Origin of the sequence: Streptomyces sp. NBC_00341 (assembly GCF_041435055.1) — a bacterium.
GTDB lineage: Bacteria > Actinomycetota > Actinomycetes > Streptomycetales > Streptomycetaceae > Streptomyces.
Map to the genome: position 1 here is coordinate 1,314,792 of NZ_CP108002.1, position 15,300 is coordinate 1,330,091.

The following is a 15,300-nucleotide window of genomic DNA, read 5'->3' on the forward strand; positions in this document are numbered from 1 at the left end:
GATGGGGCGTCCGGGCTCCGGCGAAAGGGTGCCCGCTGGGCGGGGCCGGCCTGGGACCTACAGGCCCGCGGCCCCCCGCAGTGCCTCCACCCGGTCCGTGCGCTCCCAGGTGAAGTCGGGGAGCTCACGGCCGAAGTGGCCGTACGCGGCGGTCTGGGCGTAGATCGGGCGGAGCAGGTCGAGGTCCCGGATGATCGCGGCCGGGCGGAGGTCGAAGACCTCGCCGATGGCGTGCTCGATCTTCTCGGTCTCGATCACGGCGGTGCCGAAGGTCTCGACGAAGAGGCCCACCGGCTCGGCCTTGCCGATCGCGTAGGCGACCTGGACCTCGCAGCGGGCGGCGAGCCCGGCGGCGACGACGTTCTTGGCGACCCAGCGCATCGCGTAGGCGGCCGAACGGTCCACCTTGGACGGGTCCTTGCCGGAGAAGGCACCGCCGCCGTGACGGGCCATGCCGCCGTAGGTGTCGATGATGATCTTGCGGCCGGTGAGACCCGCGTCGCCCATCGGGCCGCCGATCTCGAAGCGTCCGGTCGGGTTCACCAGCAGGCGGTAGCCCTCGGTGTCCAGCTTGATGCCGTCCTCGATCAGCTGCGAGAGCACGTGCTCGACGACGAACTCGCGGATGTCCGGTGCGAGGAGCGAGTCGAGGTCGATGTCGCTGGCGTGCTGCGAGGAGACGACGACCGTGTCGAGCCGGACGGCCTTGTCACCGTCGTACTCGATGGTGACCTGGGTCTTGCCGTCGGGACGCAGGTACGGGATGGTCCCGTTCTTGCGGACCTCGGACAGCCGGCGCGACAGCCGGTGCGCGAGGTGGATCGGCAGCGGCATCAGCTCGGGCGTCTCGTCGCAGGCGTACCCGAACATCAGGCCCTGGTCGCCGGCGCCCTGCTTGTCGAGTTCGTCCTCATCGCCCTCGACCCGCTTCTCGTACGCGGTGTCGACGCCCTGCGCGATGTCGGGCGACTGCGCGCCGATGGACACCGAGACGCCGCAGGAGGCGCCGTCGAAGCCCTTCTTGGAGGAGTCGTAGCCGATCTCCAGGATCTTGTCGCGCACCAGCTGGGCGATCGGGGCGTAGGCCTTGGTCGTGACCTCACCCGCAACATGCACCTGACCTGTGGTGATCAAGGTCTCGACGGCAACGCGCGACGTCGGGTCCTCTCGGAGGAGTGCATCGAGAATGGTGTCGCTGATCTGGTCAGCGATCTTGTCGGGGTGACCCTCGGTAACGGACTCCGAGGTGAAGAGACGGCGGGACACATCGCTCCCTGGGGTTGCAGCGGCTGCTGGCTGATCATTGGCGGACGGGCCCGGGAGCTGCGCCCGGTACGGTCCTGGACCAGTTTATCGGTCGGCTCCGGCCGGTGGACAACGTGTCTCGCCCTTTGGGAGTTCTGTGACATGTGGCACGGCCGTCCGAAGGCCCCTCGGCGGCGTCTCCGGACGCCGTCCGGTGCCGTGTTCCCGGGGGACCGGGCCGTCGGAGCGGCGTCACGGGAAATTCACGCAAGTCGTGGCGACACGAGGTCCCAGACCGTGTCGGCGAGCGCCTCCTTGGGCCCGAACGGCACCGGGGTCTCGCCGCCGTCGGCCGCCAGCACCACCGCCTCGTTCTCCTCCGCGCCGAAGGTCCTGCGCTCCCCCACCTCGTTGACCACCAGCAGGTCGCAGCCCTTGCGGCGGAGCTTCTCGCGCCCGTTGGCCAGGACGTTGTCGGTCTCGGCGGCGAATCCGACGACGATCTGTTCCGGCCGGGCGCGCCGCCCGGCGACCTCCGCGAGGATGTCCGGGTTGCGGACGAGCGCGATCGGCGCGGGCTCCTGGCCGTCCTTCTTCTTGATCTTCCCGGCGGCGTACTCGGCCGGGCGGAAGTCGGCCACCGCCGCCGCCATCACCACGACGTCCGCGTCCGCCGCCGCCTTCAGCACGGCCTCGCGCAGCTGTGTCGCGGTGCCGACCCGGACGATGTCGGCCCCGGACGGGTCGGGCAGGCCGGTGTTGGCCTCGACGAGCGTGACCCGCGCGCCGCGGGCGACGGCGGTCCGGGCGAGCGCGTACCCCTGCTTCCCGGAGGAGCGGTTGCCGAGGTAGCGGACCGGGTCGAGCGGTTCGCGGGTGCCGCCCGCGCTGATCACCACATGGCGGCCCGCCAGATCGGGGGCGGCGGGCCCGCGGGCCAGCACGCGGCGGCAGACCTCGAAGATCTCCCCCGGATCCGGCAGCCTGCCCTTGCCGGTGTCGACGCCGGTGAGCCGGCCCACGGCGGGCTCGATGACGACGGCGCCCCGGCGGCGCAGGGTGGCGACGTTCTCCCGGGTGGCCGGGTGCTCCCACATCTCGGTGTGCATGGCGGGCGCGAAGACGACCGGACAGCGGGCGGTGAGCAGTGTGTTGGTGAGGAGGTCGTCGGCGAGCCCGTGGGCGGCCCTGGCCAGCAGGTCGGCGGTGGCGGGGGCGACGACGACGAGGTCGGCGTGCTGCCCGATGCGTACGTGCGGGACCTCGTGGACGTCGTTCCAGACCTCGGTCGAGACCGGGTGGCCGGAGAGCGCCGACCAGGTGGCCGCGCCCACGAAGTGGAGCGACGCCTCGGTCGGGACGACCCGTACGTCGTGGCCGGACTCGGTCAGCCGGCGCAGCAGCTCGCACGCCTTGTACGCGGCGATGCCGCCGCTGACGCCCAGAACGACCTTCGGCTTCTCCACTGCGTCTCCCCGCACTCGGGTACGTACTCGGATACGTACGCCTCCATGCTGCCTCACCGTCGCGGACGCCGGTCCGCCGCCCCGGACACACCACGGGCCCGGCGGTGGTGACCGCCGGGCCCGTGGTGAAGGTGCGTTCTCCTGCTACTGCGCGGGGCCCTCGATGGCCTCGGAGGTGAGCAGGCCCGCGTTGATCTCGCGGAGCGCGATCGAGAGCGGCTTCTCGTGGACGTGGGTGTCGACGAGCGGACCGACGTACTCGAGGAGTCCCTCACCGAGCTGCGAGTAGTACGCGTTGATCTGGCGCGCGCGCTTGGCGGCGTAGATCACGAGGCTGTACTTCGAGTCGGTTGCTTCGAGGAGCTCATCAATCGGCGGGTTGATGATGCCCTCGGGCGTGGTGATGGAAGAGGACACTCTCTGCCTTCCGAAGGGGGTGAAGATCAAAGAAATCTTTGACAGTCAGGGGCTGTGTGGTGCGGTCCCGTACCGGTGCGACCCGTTCGTTCAGTCGCCGGCGGCACGGTGGCCGGAAGCCTCCAGCATCAAGGCTAGCAGCTCACGTGCCACATCCTCGACGGAGGTATTGACGAGCGTCGTATCGAACTCGGATTCGGCGGCCAGTTCGATCCTGGCCGCGGCGAGCCGTCGGTCGATCACGGCGGGCGCCTCGGTGCCCCGGCCGGTGAGCCGGCGCACCAGCTCGTCCCAGCTCGGCGGTGCCAGGAAGACCAGCTGGGCGTCGGCCATCGACTGCCTGACCAGCCGGGCGCCCTGGAGGTCGATCTCCAGCAGCACCGGCTCGCCCGCCTCAAGACGCTCCTGCACGGCGCGGCGGGGCGTGCCGTAGCGGTTGCCCGCGAACTCGGCCCACTCCAGCAGCTCGCCGTTGGCGATCAGCTTGTCGAACTCCTCGTTGTCCACGAAGAAGTAGTGGACGCCGTTGCGTTCGCCGGGGCGGGGCTTGCGGGTCGTCGCCGACACGGAGAGCCAGACCTCGGGGTGGACCTTGCGCATATGCGCGACGACCGTGCTCTTGCCGACCCCCGAGGGGCCGGAGAGCACGGTCAGCCGCGGACGTGCGTCCGGGGGTACGGGGGACGTCCCCCGGGATGTTGCAGCCATGGAGCGATTATCCAGGTTCTCAGGAGTGCCTGAGAACGTCAGGCGGGACTGCCGCCGAACTCACGCTCCAGGGATGCGATCTGGTTGGAGCCGAGACCCCGAACTCGGCGGCTCTCGGAGATGCCGAGCCGTTCCATGATCTGTTTGGCGCGGACCTTGCCCACGCCGGGCAGGGACTCCAGCAGGGCGGAGACCTTCATCTTGCCGATGACGTCGTTCTCCTGGCCCGACTTGATGACCTCGTGGAGGGAGGCGCCGGAGTGCTTGAGTCGATTCTTGACCTCGGCCCGCTCCCGGCGAGCCGCGGCGGCCTTTTCGAGCGCGGCTGCGCGCTGTTCAGGGGTAAGGGGCGGAAGAGCCACGCCTACGTCACCTCGGATGTCGATCTGTCGGATACGGACCGGTGAGGCAGCGGGATCGCCCCTCACCTGGTGAGCAACGAACAACCTGTGTGCGTTGGCTCTCGACGGAGACTAGCGGCCAGGGCCGCCGGAGTCAGCGAGAACAGACGAAAAGTCCTGGTCAGCCTTTGCCGACCAGGACATTCCTGGCATAACAACCGAGTTTTTTGGTCAGGATTACGTCAACACGCTGTTACGTGGGATGGTCAGCCCTCCGAGACGGCCGCGCGGACCTCGTCCGCGAACCGCTCGGCGGCTTCGCGCAGCCCTGCCGCGTCCGGACCGTGGCGCAGCACGCCCCGGCTCACGCTGGGCAGCACCTCGCGTACCGCGTCCCCGAAGACCCCCGGCAGATCCGCGGGGGTCGCCCCCTGCGCGCCGATGCCGGGCGCGAGCAGCGGGCCGTTGATCGCGAGGTTCACGCCCGCGTCCCCGAGGGTGGCGCCGACGACCGCGCCGACCGAGCCGAGCGGGGTGGCCCCCTCGTTCTCCGCGGCCATGTGGTCGAGCATCAGCTGGGCCAGTGAGCGGCCGTCGGCCGCGGTGGCGCGCTGTACCTCGGCGCCCTCCGGGTTGGAGGTGAGGGCGAGCACGAAGACGCCCGCGCCGGAGATCGCCGCCGCGTCCAGCGCCGGCCGCAGCGAGCCGAAGCCGAGGTAGGGCGAGACGGTGACCGCGTCGGAGAACAGCGGCGAGTCCTTGTCCAGGTAGGTGGCGGCGTAGGCGCCCATGGTGGAGCCGATGTCGCCGCGCTTGGCGTCCATCAGGACCAGCGCGCCGGCCGCCCGTGCCTCCTCGACGGCCTTCTCCAGGACGGCGATGCCGCGCGAGCCGAAGCGCTCGAAGAACGCCGACTGCGGCTTGAGGACGGCGACCCGGTCCGCCAGCGCCTCGACGACCGTACGGGTGAACCGCTCCAGGCCCGCGATGTCGTCGTTCAGCCCCCAGGAGGTGAGCAGGGAGGCGTGCGGGTCGATGCCGACGCAGAGCGGGCCACGGGTGTCCATGGCGCGGCGCAGTCGTGCGCCGAAGGGTTCCGGGGTCATTTCACGGCCTTCCGGGTTTCCGCGCCGACCGCGTCGGTGAGGGTGGCGTACGGGGAGGCGGCCAGGCGCGCGGCCAGGCCCTTGTGGATCGACCGGGCGTAGAACGGGCCCTCGTAGATGAAGGCGCTGTAGCCCTGTACGAGCGTGGCGCCGGCCAGGATGCGCTGCCAGGCGTCCTCGGCGTTCTCGATGCCTCCGACGCCCACCAGGGTGATCCGGTCCCCCACTCGCGCGTAGAGGCGGCTCACGACCGCCAGGGAGCGTTCCTTGAGGGGTGCGCCGGACAGCCCGCCTGTCTCCCCGGTCAGGGACGGCGAGGAGTTCAGACCCAGGGTGTCGCGGGCGATGGTGGTGTTGGTGGCGATGATGCCGTCCAGGCCCAGTTCGACCGCGAGGTCCGCGACCGCGTCGATGTCCTCGTCCGCGAGATCCGGGGCGATCTTGACGAGCAGCGGGACCCGGCGCCCGGTGACGGTCCGGTCCGCTGCCTCGCGCACGGCGGACAGCAGCGGGCGCAGCGACTCGGTGGCCTGGAGGTTGCGCAGTCCGGGCGTGTTGGGCGAGGAGACGTTGACGACGAGGTAGTCGGCGTGGGCGGCGAGCCGCTCGGTGGACTTCACGTAGTCGGCGGCGGCCTCGGCCTCCGGGACGACCTTGGTCTTGCCGATGTTGACGCCGACCGTGGTCCGGAAGACCGGCACGCGGGCGGCCAGGCGCTCGGCCACGGCGGCGGAGCCCTCGTTGTTGAAGCCCATGCGGTTGATCAGCGCGCGGTCCGCGACGAGGCGGAACAGCCGCTTCTTGGGGTTGCCCGGCTGTGGTTCGCCGGTGACCGTGCCGATCTCGATGTGGTCGAAGCCGAGCATCGACATGCCGTCGATCGCGACGGCGTTCTTGTCGAAGCCGGCGGCGAGTCCGAAGGGGCCGTGCATCCGCAGGCCGAGGGCCTCGGTGCGCAGCTCCCGGTAGCGGGGTGCGAGCGCGGCGGCGACGAAGGTGCGCAGGACGGGCACGCGGGCGGCGAGGCGGATCCAGCGGAAGGCCAGGTAGTGGGCCTGCTCCGGGTCCATCCGCTTGAAGACCAGTTGGAAGAAGAACTTGTACATCACGGTGTCCTCATGAAGAGGGGGACACCGTTTCCGGTGTCCCCCTGCTGGGCTTCTCTAGTCGCGGGCCGCGGTCAGATGTTCCGCGTGTTCCTGGAGGGAACGGACCCCCACGTCGCCGTGGTTGAGGGCGTCGATGCCCTGGACCGCCGCGGCGAGCGCCTGGACCGTGGTGAGGCACGGTACGGAGCGGGCCACGGCGGCGGTGCGGATCTCGTAGCCGTCGAGCCGGCCGCCCGTTCCGTACGGCGTGTTGACGATGAGGTCGACCTCGCCGTCGTGGATCAGCTGGACGATGGTCTTCTCGCCGCCCGGGCCCTCGCCCTCGGACTGCTTGCGCACCACCGTCGCGTTGATGCCGTTGCGCTTGAGGACCTCCGCGGTGCCGGAGGTGGCCATCAGCTCGAAGCCGTGGGCGACCAGCTCGCGGGCCGGGAAGATCATCGAGCGCTTGTCGCGGTTGGCGACGGAGATGAAGGCGCGGCCCGAGGTGGGCAGCGGGCCGTACGCGCCGGCCTGCGACTTGGCGTACGCCGTGCCGAAGACCGAGTCGATGCCCATGACCTCGCCGGTGGAGCGCATCTCCGGGCCGAGGACCGTGTCGACGCCGCGGCCGTGGATGTCGCGGAAGCGCGACCACGGCATGACGGCCTCCTTGACGGAGATCGGCGCGTCCAGCGGCAGCGTGCCGCCGTCGCCGTGCTTCGGCAGCAGGCCCTCCGCGCGCAGCTCCGCCACGGTCGCGCCCAGCGAGATGCGGGCGGCGGCCTTGGCGAGCGGCACGGCGGTCGCCTTCGAAGTGAAGGGGACGGTCCGGGAGGCGCGCGGGTTGGCCTCCAGGACGTAGAGGATGTCTCCGGAGAGCGCGAACTGGATGTTGATGAGCCCGCGTACGCCGACGCCCTTGGCGATGCCCTCCGTGGAGGCGCGCAGCCGCTTGATGTCGTAGCCGCCGAGGGTGATCGGGGGCAGTGCGCAGGCGGAGTCGCCGGAGTGGATACCGGCTTCCTCGATGTGCTCCATGACGCCGCCGAGGTAGAGCTCGGTGCCGTCGTAGAGCGCGTCGACGTCGATCTCGATGGCGTCGTCGAGGAAGCGGTCGACCAGGACCGGCCGGGTGGGGCTGATCTCGGTGGACTCGGAGATGTACGAGGCGAGGCGGGTCTCGTCGTACACGATCTCCATGCCGCGGCCGCCGAGCACGTACGAGGGGCGTACGAGGACGGGGTAGCCGATCTCGTCGGCGATGGCCTTGGCCCCGGCGAAGGTGGTGGCGGTGCCGTGCTTGGGTGCGGGCAGTCCGGCCTCGGCCAGGACCTGGCCGAAGGCGCCGCGGTCCTCCGCTGCGTGGATGGCCTCCGGCGGGGTGCCGACGACGGGCACGCCGTTGTCCTTGAGCGCCTGGGCCAGGCCGAGCGGGGTCTGGCCGCCGAGCTGGACGATGACACCCGCGATCGGGCCCGCGAGGGACTCCGCGTGCACGATCTCCAGCACGTCTTCCAGCGTCAGGGGCTCGAAGTACAGGCGGTCGGAGGTGTCGTAGTCCGTGGAGACGGTCTCGGGGTTGCAGTTGACCATCACGGTCTCGTAGCCGGCGTCGCTCAGGGCGAAGGAGGCGTGGACGCAGGAGTAGTCGAACTCAATGCCCTGGCCGATGCGGTTGGGGCCGGAGCCGAGGATGATCACCGCGGGCTTGGTGCGGGGCGCGACCTCGCTCTCCTCGTCGTAGGAGGAGTAGAAGTACGGCGTCTTCGCGGCGAACTCGGCGGCGCAGGTGTCGACCGTCTTGTAGACCGGGCGGATGCCGAGCGCGTGCCGGACCTCGCGGACGACGTCCTCGCGCAGACCGCGGATCCCGGCGATCTGGGCGTCGGAGAAGCCGTGCCGCTTGGCGTCGGCCAGCAGTTCGGGCAGCAGCTTGTCGGCGGCGGCCAGCTCGTCGGCGATCTCCTTGATGAGGAAGAGCTGGTCGACGAACCAGGGGTCGATCTTCGTCGAGTCGAAGACCTCCTCCTGGGTGGCGCCGGCCCGGATCGCCTGCATGACGGTGTTGATGCGGCCGTCGGTCGGGCGGACCGCCTCGGCCAGCAGCTCGGCCTTGTCGCCGGGCTCGCCGGTGAAGGTGAACTGCGAGCCCTTCTTCTCCAGGGAGCGCAGCGCCTTCTGCAGTGCCTCGGTGAAGTTCCGGCCGATCGCCATGGCCTCGCCCACCGACTTCATGGTGGTGGTGAGGGTGGAGTCGGCGGAGGGGAACTTCTCGAAGGCGAAGCGCGGGGCCTTGACGACGACGTAGTCGAGGGTCGGCTCGAAGGAGGCCGGCGTCTTCTCGGTGATGTCGTTGGGGATCTCGTCGAGCGTGTAGCCGACGGCCAGCTTGGCGGCGATCTTGGCGATCGGGAAGCCGGTGGCCTTCGACGCCAGCGCGGAGGAGCGGGAGACGCGCGGGTTCATCTCGATCACGATGACCCGGCCGTCGACCGGGTCGATGGCGAACTGGATGTTGCAGCCGCCGGTGTCGACGCCGACCTCGCGGATGATCGCGATGCCGATGTCGCGCAGCCGCTGGTACTCGCGGTCGGTGAGGGTCATCGACGGGGCGACGGTGATCGAGTCACCGGTGTGGACGCCCATCGGGTCGAAGTTCTCGATGGAGCAGACGACCACGACGTTGTCGTTCCGGTCGCGCATCAGCTCCAGCTCGTACTCCTTCCAGCCGAGGATGGACTCCTCCAGGAGCACCTCGGTGGTCGGGGAGAGCGTGAGGCCCTGTCCGGCGATGCGGCGCAGCTCCTCCTCGTCGTGGGCGAAGCCGGAGCCGGCGCCGCCCATGGTGAAGGAGGGGCGGACGACGACGGGGTAGCCGCCGAGCGTGTCGACGCCCTTCATGATGTCGTCCATGGAGTGGCAGATGACCGAGCGGGCGGACTCGCCGTAGCCGATCTTCGCCTTGACCGCCTCGACAACACCCTTGAAGAGCTCGCGGTCCTCGCCCTTGTTGATGGCCTCGACGTTGGCGCCGATGAGCTCGACGCCGTACTTCTCCAGGACACCGTTCTCGTGCATGGAGATCGCGGTGTTCAGCGCGGTCTGGCCGCCCAGGGTGGGGAGCAGCGCGTCGGGGCGCTCCTTGGCGATGATCTTCTCGACGAACTCGGGGGTGATCGGCTCGACGTAGGTGGCGTCGGCGATCTCCGGGTCGGTCATGATCGTCGCCGGGTTGGAGTTCACCAGGATGACGCGCAGGCCCTCGGCCTTGAGGACGCGGCAGGCCTGGGTGCCGGAGTAGTCGAACTCGGCGGCCTGGCCGATGACGATCGGACCGGAGCCGATGACCAGGACGGACTGGATATCGGAGCGCTTAGGCACGCTGGCCCTCCATCAGGGATACGAAGCGGTCGAAGAGGTACGCGGCGTCGTGCGGGCCGGCGGCCGCCTCGGGGTGGTACTGGACGCTGAAGGCCGGCCGGTCGAGGAGCTGGAGGCCCTCGACGACCTGGTCGTTCAGGCAGACGTGGGAGACCTCGGCCCGCCCGTAGGCGGTGTCGGAGACCTTGTCGAGCGGGGCGTCGACGGCGAATCCGTGGTTGTGCGCGGTGACCTCGACCTTGCCGGTCGAGCGGTCCTGCACGGGCTGGTTGATGCCTCGGTGGCCGTACTTCAGCTTGTAGGTGCCGAAGCCGAGCGCGCGGCCCAGGATCTGGTTGCCGAAGCAGATGCCGAAGAGCGGGGTCTGCCGCTCCAGGACGCCCTGCATGAGGGAGACCGGGTGGTCCGCGGTGGACGGGTCGCCGGGGCCGTTGGAGAAGAAGACGCCGTCGGGGGCGACCGCGTACACCTCCTCAAGGGTGGCGGTCGCGGGCAGGACGTGCACCTCGATGCCGCGTTCGGCCATCCGGTGCGGGGTCATGCCCTTGATGCCGAGGTCGATCGCGGCGACGGTGAACTTCTTGGTGCCGATCGCGGGGACGACGTACGTCTCCTTGGTGGCGACCTCCGCGGACAGGTCGGCACCGCTCATCTCGGGGGCCTGGCGCACCCTGGCGAGCAGGGCGCCCTCATCCGCGATGGCGTTGCCGGAGAAGATGCCGACGCGCATCGCGCCGCGCTCGCGCAGGTGGCGGGTGAGGGCGCGGGTGTCGATGCCGCTGATCCCGACGACGCCCTGGGCCGTGAGCTCCTCGTCGAGCGAGCGCTTCGAGCGCCAGTTGGAGGGCGTACGGGCGGGGTCGCGCACGACGTAGCCGGAGACCCAGATGCGCTTCGACTCGGGGTCCTCGTCGTTCACACCGGTGTTCCCGACGTGCGGGGCGGTCATCACGACGACCTGGCGGTGGTACGAGGGGTCGGTCAGCGTCTCCTGGTAGCCGGTCATGCCGGTGGAGAACACCGCCTCGCCGAAGGTCTCCCCCACAGCCCCGTAGGCGCGGCCGCGGAAGGCGCGGCCGTCCTCCAGGACGAGTACGGCGGGAGCTTTGGCGGCTCCCCGGGTGGAGATCGTCATCGTGCGGTGCCTTCCGTAGAGCTGGTGAGGTGGTTGACGGCTTCGACCCAGGCAGCGTGTTCTGCCGAGTGGTCGGAGCGGAATCCGGAGTCGATCAGCTGGTCGCCGAGCGCCCAGGTGATGACGAGCAGGCCGCCCTCGGGGAGGACCTTGCCGGCGAGTGCCTTGTCGGTCCGGGCCTCGCGCAGGTCGGCGGCGGGGACGAAGAAGTCCGCCGCGCCGGGCCGTACGACGTCGAGGCCCTGCTCGGTGAGGGTGAGCTCGACGCGGCTGCGGGTGCCGAGGCCGTGGGCGACGATGCGGTCGAGCCACTGCCCGGCCGTCGTCGAGGCGTGGTAGCGCCCGGTCAGGGTGAGCAGTTGCTCACCGTCCGCGAAGCCGTCCGGGCGGGTCGCGAGGTCCGACAGTCCGGACTGGAGGCTGCCGCGCCACTTCCATCCCTGGCGCATCAGCCAGTAGACGAAGGCTACGAGGACGGCCAGTCCGATCACCCAGCTGATCCGGGCGGACCAGTCGGTGACCTCGGCCGACTTCCGCTCGGCGGCCAGTTGGTACAGCTGGAAATTGGGGCTGAGTGTTGTCACGCGAGCTTCCCGTCGACGACCGTGGCACGGCCCCGCAGGAATGTGTGGGTCACTCGGCCCGGCAGCTCGCGTCCCTCGTACGGAGTGTTGCGGCTGCGGGAGGCGAAGCCCGCGGGGTCCACCGCTCCACGGTATGCCGGATCGACCAGGGTGAGGTTGGCGGGTTCGCCGGCGGCGACGGGGCGGCCGTGGCCTTCGAGGCGGCCGATGGCGGCCGGGCGCAGCGACATCCGGTCCGCGACGCCCGCCCAGTCCAGGAGTCCGGTCTCGACCATCGTCTGCTGGACGACGGAGAGCGCGGTCTCCAGGCCCACCATTCCCATGGCGGCCGCGGCCCACTCGCAGTCCTTGTCCTCGTGCGGGTGCGGGGCGTGGTCGGTGGCGACGCAGTCGATGGTGCCGTCGGCGAGGGCCTCGCGCAGCGCCATGACGTCGGCCTCGGTGCGCAGCGGCGGGTTCACCTTGTAGACGGGGTTGTAGGAGCGCACGAGCTCGTCGGTGAGGAGCAGGTGGTGCGGTGTGACCTCGGCGGTGACGTTCCAGCCCTTGGACTTGGCCCAGCGGACGATCTCGACGGATCCGGCGGTCGACAGGTGGCAGATGTGCACCCGGGAGTCCACGTGGGCGGCGAGCAGCACATCGCGGGCGATGATCGACTCCTCCGCGACGGCGGGCCAGCCGCCGAGGCCGAGCTCGGCCGAGACGACGCCCTCGTTCATCTGGGCGCCCTCGGTGAGGCGGGGCTCCTGGGCGTGCTGGGCGACGACCCCGTCGAACGCCTTCACGTACTCCAGGGCGCGGCGCATGATCACGGCGTCGTCGACGCACTTGCCGTCGTCGGAGAAGACCCTCACTCCGGCGGCCGAATCGTGCATGGCGCCGAGTTCCGCGAGCTGCTTGCCCTCCAGGCCGACGGTGACGGCGCCGATGGGCTGCACGTCGCAGTAGCCGGACTCCTTGCCGAGCCGCCAGACCTGCTCGACGACTCCGGCGGTGTCCGCGACCGGGAAGGTGTTGGCCATGGCGTGCACGGCGGTGAAGCCGCCGACGGCCGCGGCCCTGGTGCCGGTCAGGACGGTCTCTGAGTCCTCGCGGCCGGGCTCGCGCAGGTGGGTGTGGAGGTCGACCAGGCCGGGCAGCAGGACCTGGCCCGCCGCCTCGACGACGGTGGCGCCGGCGGCGTCGAGGCCGGTGCCGACCGCCGCGATGGTCTCGCCGTCGATCAGGATGTCCTGCGGCTCGCCGCCGAGGACCTTCGCGCCGCGGATAAGGATCTTGCTCATGGTTACTTGTTCTCCTCGGTACGGGCGGCGGGCGACGGGTGGGACGGGGCGGCGGGTCCGGAGCCGCCCAGCAGCAGGTAGAGCACGGCCATCCGGATGGAGACCCCGTTGGCGACCTGCTCGACGACCGTGCAGCGGTCGGAGTCCGCGACCTCGGCGGTGATCTCCATGCCCCGGACCATCGGGCCGGGGTGCATGACGATGGCGTCCCCGGGCATCTTCGCCATCCGCTCGCCGTCCAGGCCGTAGCGGCGGGAGTACTCCCGCTCGGTCGGGAAGTACGCGGCGTTCATCCGCTCACGCTGCACACGCAGCATCATCACCGCGTCCGACTCCGGCAGCACCTTGTCGAGGCTGTAGCTGACGTCGCAGGGCCACTGCTCGACGCCGACCGGGACGAGGGTCGGCGGGGCCACCAGGGTGACGTGGGCGCCGAGGGTGGTCAGCAGGTGGACGTTGGAGCGGGCGACCCGGCTGTGCAGGATGTCGCCGACGATCGTGATCCGGCGTCCGGCGAGGTCCTCGCCGAGTCCGGCGTCCGCCCCGACCAGCCTGCGGCGCATCGTGAAGGCGTCCAGCAGGGCCTGGGTGGGGTGCTCGTGGGTGCCGTCACCGGCGTTGACGACCGCGCCGTCGATCCAGCCGGAGGTGGCCAGGCGGTAGGGGGCGCCGGAGGCGCCGTGCCGGATGACGACGGCGTCCGCGCCCATCGCCTCCAGGGTGAGGGCGGTGTCCTTGAGCGACTCGCCCTTGGAGACGGACGAGCCCTTGGCGGAGAAGTTGATGACGTCGGCGGACAGCCGCTTGGCGGCCGCCTCGAAGGAGATGCGGGTGCGCGTCGAGTCCTCGAAGAAGAGGTTGACGACGGTACGGCCGCGCAGGGTGGGGAGCTTCTTGATCGGCCGGTCCGCAACCCTGGCCATCTCCTCGGCGGTGTCGAGGATCAGGACGGCGTCGTCGCGGGTGAGGTCGGCGGCCGAGATGAGGTGACGCTTCATCTGGGTGTTCTCCGGGTGGCTGGAGGGTTCAGGCGTGCGGGCGTGCGGAAGCCGCCGTACGGCGGGTGAGCCGTACGTGAGGTGCGGTTACCGCTCGCCCGACGGGGCGGTCCGCCCGGCACCGAGCAGGACGGCGTCGCGGCCGTCCTCCTCGTCGAGCTGGACCTTGACCGTCTCCCGCAGCGACGTGGGGAGGTTCTTGCCGACGTAGTCGGCGCGGATCGGGAGTTCGCGGTGTCCGCGGTCGACGAGGACCGCGAGCTGCACCGCGCGTGGCCGGCCGATGTCGCCGAGCGCGTCGAGCGCGGCGCGGATCGTACGGCCGGAGAAGAGGACGTCGTCGACGAGGACGACCAGGCGGCCCTCGATGCCCTCGCCGGGGATCTCGGTGCGGGCCAGGGCCCGTGCCGGGTGCATCCGCAGGTCGTCCCGGTACATGGTGATGTCGAGGGAGCCGACCGGCATCTTCCGGCCGGTGATCTCTTCGAGCTTGTCGGCGAGCCGGCGGGCGAGGTAGACGCCCCGGGTCGGGATGCCGAGGAGCACCACGTCGTCGGCGCCCTTGGCGCGTTCGACGATCTCGTGGGCGATACGGGTCAGTACTCGGGCGATGTCGGGAGCCTCGAGAACGGGGCGTGCCGCATTGCCGGTGGCGTCGTGCTGTGCGTCCATAAGAAACGGACCTCCTTCTCCGCCTCACCGGACGGATCTTAAAGGACGTCGAAATTGCGTCATCCACGTTACCAGGGCTTGTGCAGGGCCCTCGACGCACCCCCGGGAGGTACCGGTCGGAACCTTTCAGCTTGACGCACCCAAGTAACGCTGCGTAACCTCACAGTGAGTTACCAGCCACGCGGCGGAGCCGCGAAATGTTCCAGCGTCCCGGGAGCCTTATGTCCAGCGAATACGCAAAGCAGCTCGGGGCCAAGCTCCGTGCCATCCGCACCCAGCAGGGCCTCTCCCTCCACGGAGTCGAGGAGAAGTCCCAGGGCCGCTGGAAGGCCGTCGTCGTGGGGTCGTACGAGCGCGGTGACCGTGCCGTGACCGTGCAGCGCCTCGCCGAGCTGGCCGACTTCTACGGTGTCCCCGTGCAGGAGCTCCTGCCCGGTACGACGCCCGGCGGCGCTGCCGAGCCGCCGCCGAAGCTCGTCCTGGACCTGGAGCGCCTCGCCCACGTCCCGCCGGAGAAGGCCGGACCGCTGCAGCGCTACGCGGCAACGATCCAGAGCCAGCGCGGTGACTACAACGGCAAGGTGCTCTCGATCCGCCAGGACGACCTGCGCACGCTCGCCGTGATCTACGACCAGTCCCCGTCCGTGCTCACGGAGCAGCTGATCAGCTGGGGTGTGCTGGACGCGGACGCGCGCCGCGCCGTCGCCCACGACGAGGGCTGAGCGCCCCAGCAGAAACGTACCGCCGGATCGGCGGGGCCCTTTCCCGGACGCCCCGCCGCTCCGGCGTTCCTGTTTTTCCGGCAGTCCGCCTTCTCGGGCGGGCCGCTCAGTACGACGAAGGGCCCGCGGTCTGCTGACCGCGGGCCCTTCG

14 protein-coding genes are annotated in these 15,300 nt (G+C 70.4%); 1 reads left to right on the forward strand and 13 read right to left on the reverse strand.

What is annotated here, in order from left to right:
- Positions 1 to 57: 57 nt before the first annotated feature.
- From metK to pyrR, 13 genes are all read right to left on the reverse strand, one after another.
- Entirely contained in the window at positions 58 to 1,266 is a 1,209-nt protein-coding gene (metK, locus tag OG892_RS05740) for a methionine adenosyltransferase (protein WP_073737560.1), read from the reverse strand.
- Between the two features lie 242 nt (positions 1,267 to 1,508).
- Entirely contained in the window at positions 1,509 to 2,711 is a 1,203-nt protein-coding gene (gene coaBC, locus OG892_RS05745; RefSeq protein ID WP_371628614.1) for a bifunctional phosphopantothenoylcysteine decarboxylase/phosphopantothenate--cysteine ligase CoaBC, read from the reverse strand.
- Positions 2,712 to 2,855: 144 nt separating this feature from the next.
- Entirely contained in the window at positions 2,856 to 3,128 is a 273-nt protein-coding gene (gene rpoZ, locus OG892_RS05750; RefSeq protein ID WP_003970369.1) for a DNA-directed RNA polymerase subunit omega, read from the reverse strand.
- A gap of 90 nt (positions 3,129 to 3,218) precedes the next feature.
- Positions 3,219 to 3,836 (reverse strand): guanylate kinase, encoded by a 618-nt coding sequence (gene gmk, locus OG892_RS05755; RefSeq protein ID WP_073737558.1) that lies wholly within the window; start codon positions 3,834 to 3,836, stop codon positions 3,219 to 3,221.
- A gap of 38 nt (positions 3,837 to 3,874) precedes the next feature.
- Complete coding sequence (locus OG892_RS05760) at positions 3,875 to 4,198, reverse strand: integration host factor (RefSeq protein ID WP_024490957.1); 324 nt, start codon at positions 4,196 to 4,198, stop codon at positions 3,875 to 3,877.
- Positions 4,199 to 4,443: 245 nt separating this feature from the next.
- The gene (pyrF, locus tag OG892_RS05765; protein WP_328867716.1) at positions 4,444 to 5,283 is read right to left on the reverse strand and encodes an orotidine-5'-phosphate decarboxylase; all 840 of its coding nucleotides are present in this window, start codon (positions 5,281 to 5,283) and stop codon (positions 4,444 to 4,446) included.
- Positions 5,280 to 6,389 carry a quinone-dependent dihydroorotate dehydrogenase gene (locus OG892_RS05770; RefSeq protein ID WP_371628615.1) on the reverse strand — a complete coding sequence of 370 codons (1,110 nt, stop codon included), beginning with the start codon at positions 6,387 to 6,389 and terminating at the stop codon, positions 5,280 to 5,282. The genes pyrF and OG892_RS05770 overlap by 4 nt, the downstream gene beginning before the upstream one ends.
- Positions 6,390 to 6,446: 57 nt before the next feature.
- Positions 6,447 to 9,755 (reverse strand): carbamoyl-phosphate synthase large subunit, encoded by a 3,309-nt coding sequence (gene carB / locus OG892_RS05775; RefSeq protein ID WP_327335972.1) that lies wholly within the window; start codon positions 9,753 to 9,755, stop codon positions 6,447 to 6,449.
- Positions 9,748 to 10,890: a glutamine-hydrolyzing carbamoyl-phosphate synthase small subunit gene (gene carA, locus OG892_RS05780; RefSeq protein WP_073737554.1), complete on the reverse strand. Its 1,143-nt coding sequence runs from the start codon at positions 10,888 to 10,890 to the stop codon at positions 9,748 to 9,750. Before carA ends, carB begins: the two co-directional genes overlap by 8 nt.
- Positions 10,887 to 11,474 carry a hypothetical protein gene (locus OG892_RS05785; protein WP_073737553.1) on the reverse strand — a complete coding sequence of 196 codons (588 nt, stop codon included), beginning with the start codon at positions 11,472 to 11,474 and terminating at the stop codon, positions 10,887 to 10,889. The genes carA and OG892_RS05785 overlap by 4 nt, the downstream gene beginning before the upstream one ends.
- On the reverse strand, positions 11,471 to 12,757 hold the full coding sequence (locus tag OG892_RS05790) for a dihydroorotase (RefSeq protein WP_073737552.1): 1,287 nt from the start codon (positions 12,755 to 12,757) through the stop codon (positions 11,471 to 11,473). Before OG892_RS05790 ends, OG892_RS05785 begins: the two co-directional genes overlap by 4 nt.
- A gap of 2 nt (positions 12,758 to 12,759) precedes the next feature.
- A complete protein-coding gene (locus OG892_RS05795; protein ID WP_073737551.1) occupies positions 12,760 to 13,755 on the reverse strand; it encodes an aspartate carbamoyltransferase catalytic subunit in 996 nt (331 codons plus the stop codon).
- Positions 13,756 to 13,842: 87 nt separating this feature from the next.
- Entirely contained in the window at positions 13,843 to 14,427 is a 585-nt protein-coding gene (gene pyrR / locus OG892_RS05800) for a bifunctional pyr operon transcriptional regulator/uracil phosphoribosyltransferase PyrR (RefSeq protein WP_073737550.1), read from the reverse strand.
- Between the two features lie 221 nt (positions 14,428 to 14,648).
- Here pyrR and bldD point away from each other — a divergent pair, with 221 nt between their 5' ends.
- Entirely contained in the window at positions 14,649 to 15,149 is a 501-nt protein-coding gene (gene bldD / locus OG892_RS05805; RefSeq protein ID WP_014157378.1) for a transcriptional regulator BldD, read from the forward strand.
- The last annotated feature ends 151 nt before the right edge of the window (positions 15,150 to 15,300 follow it).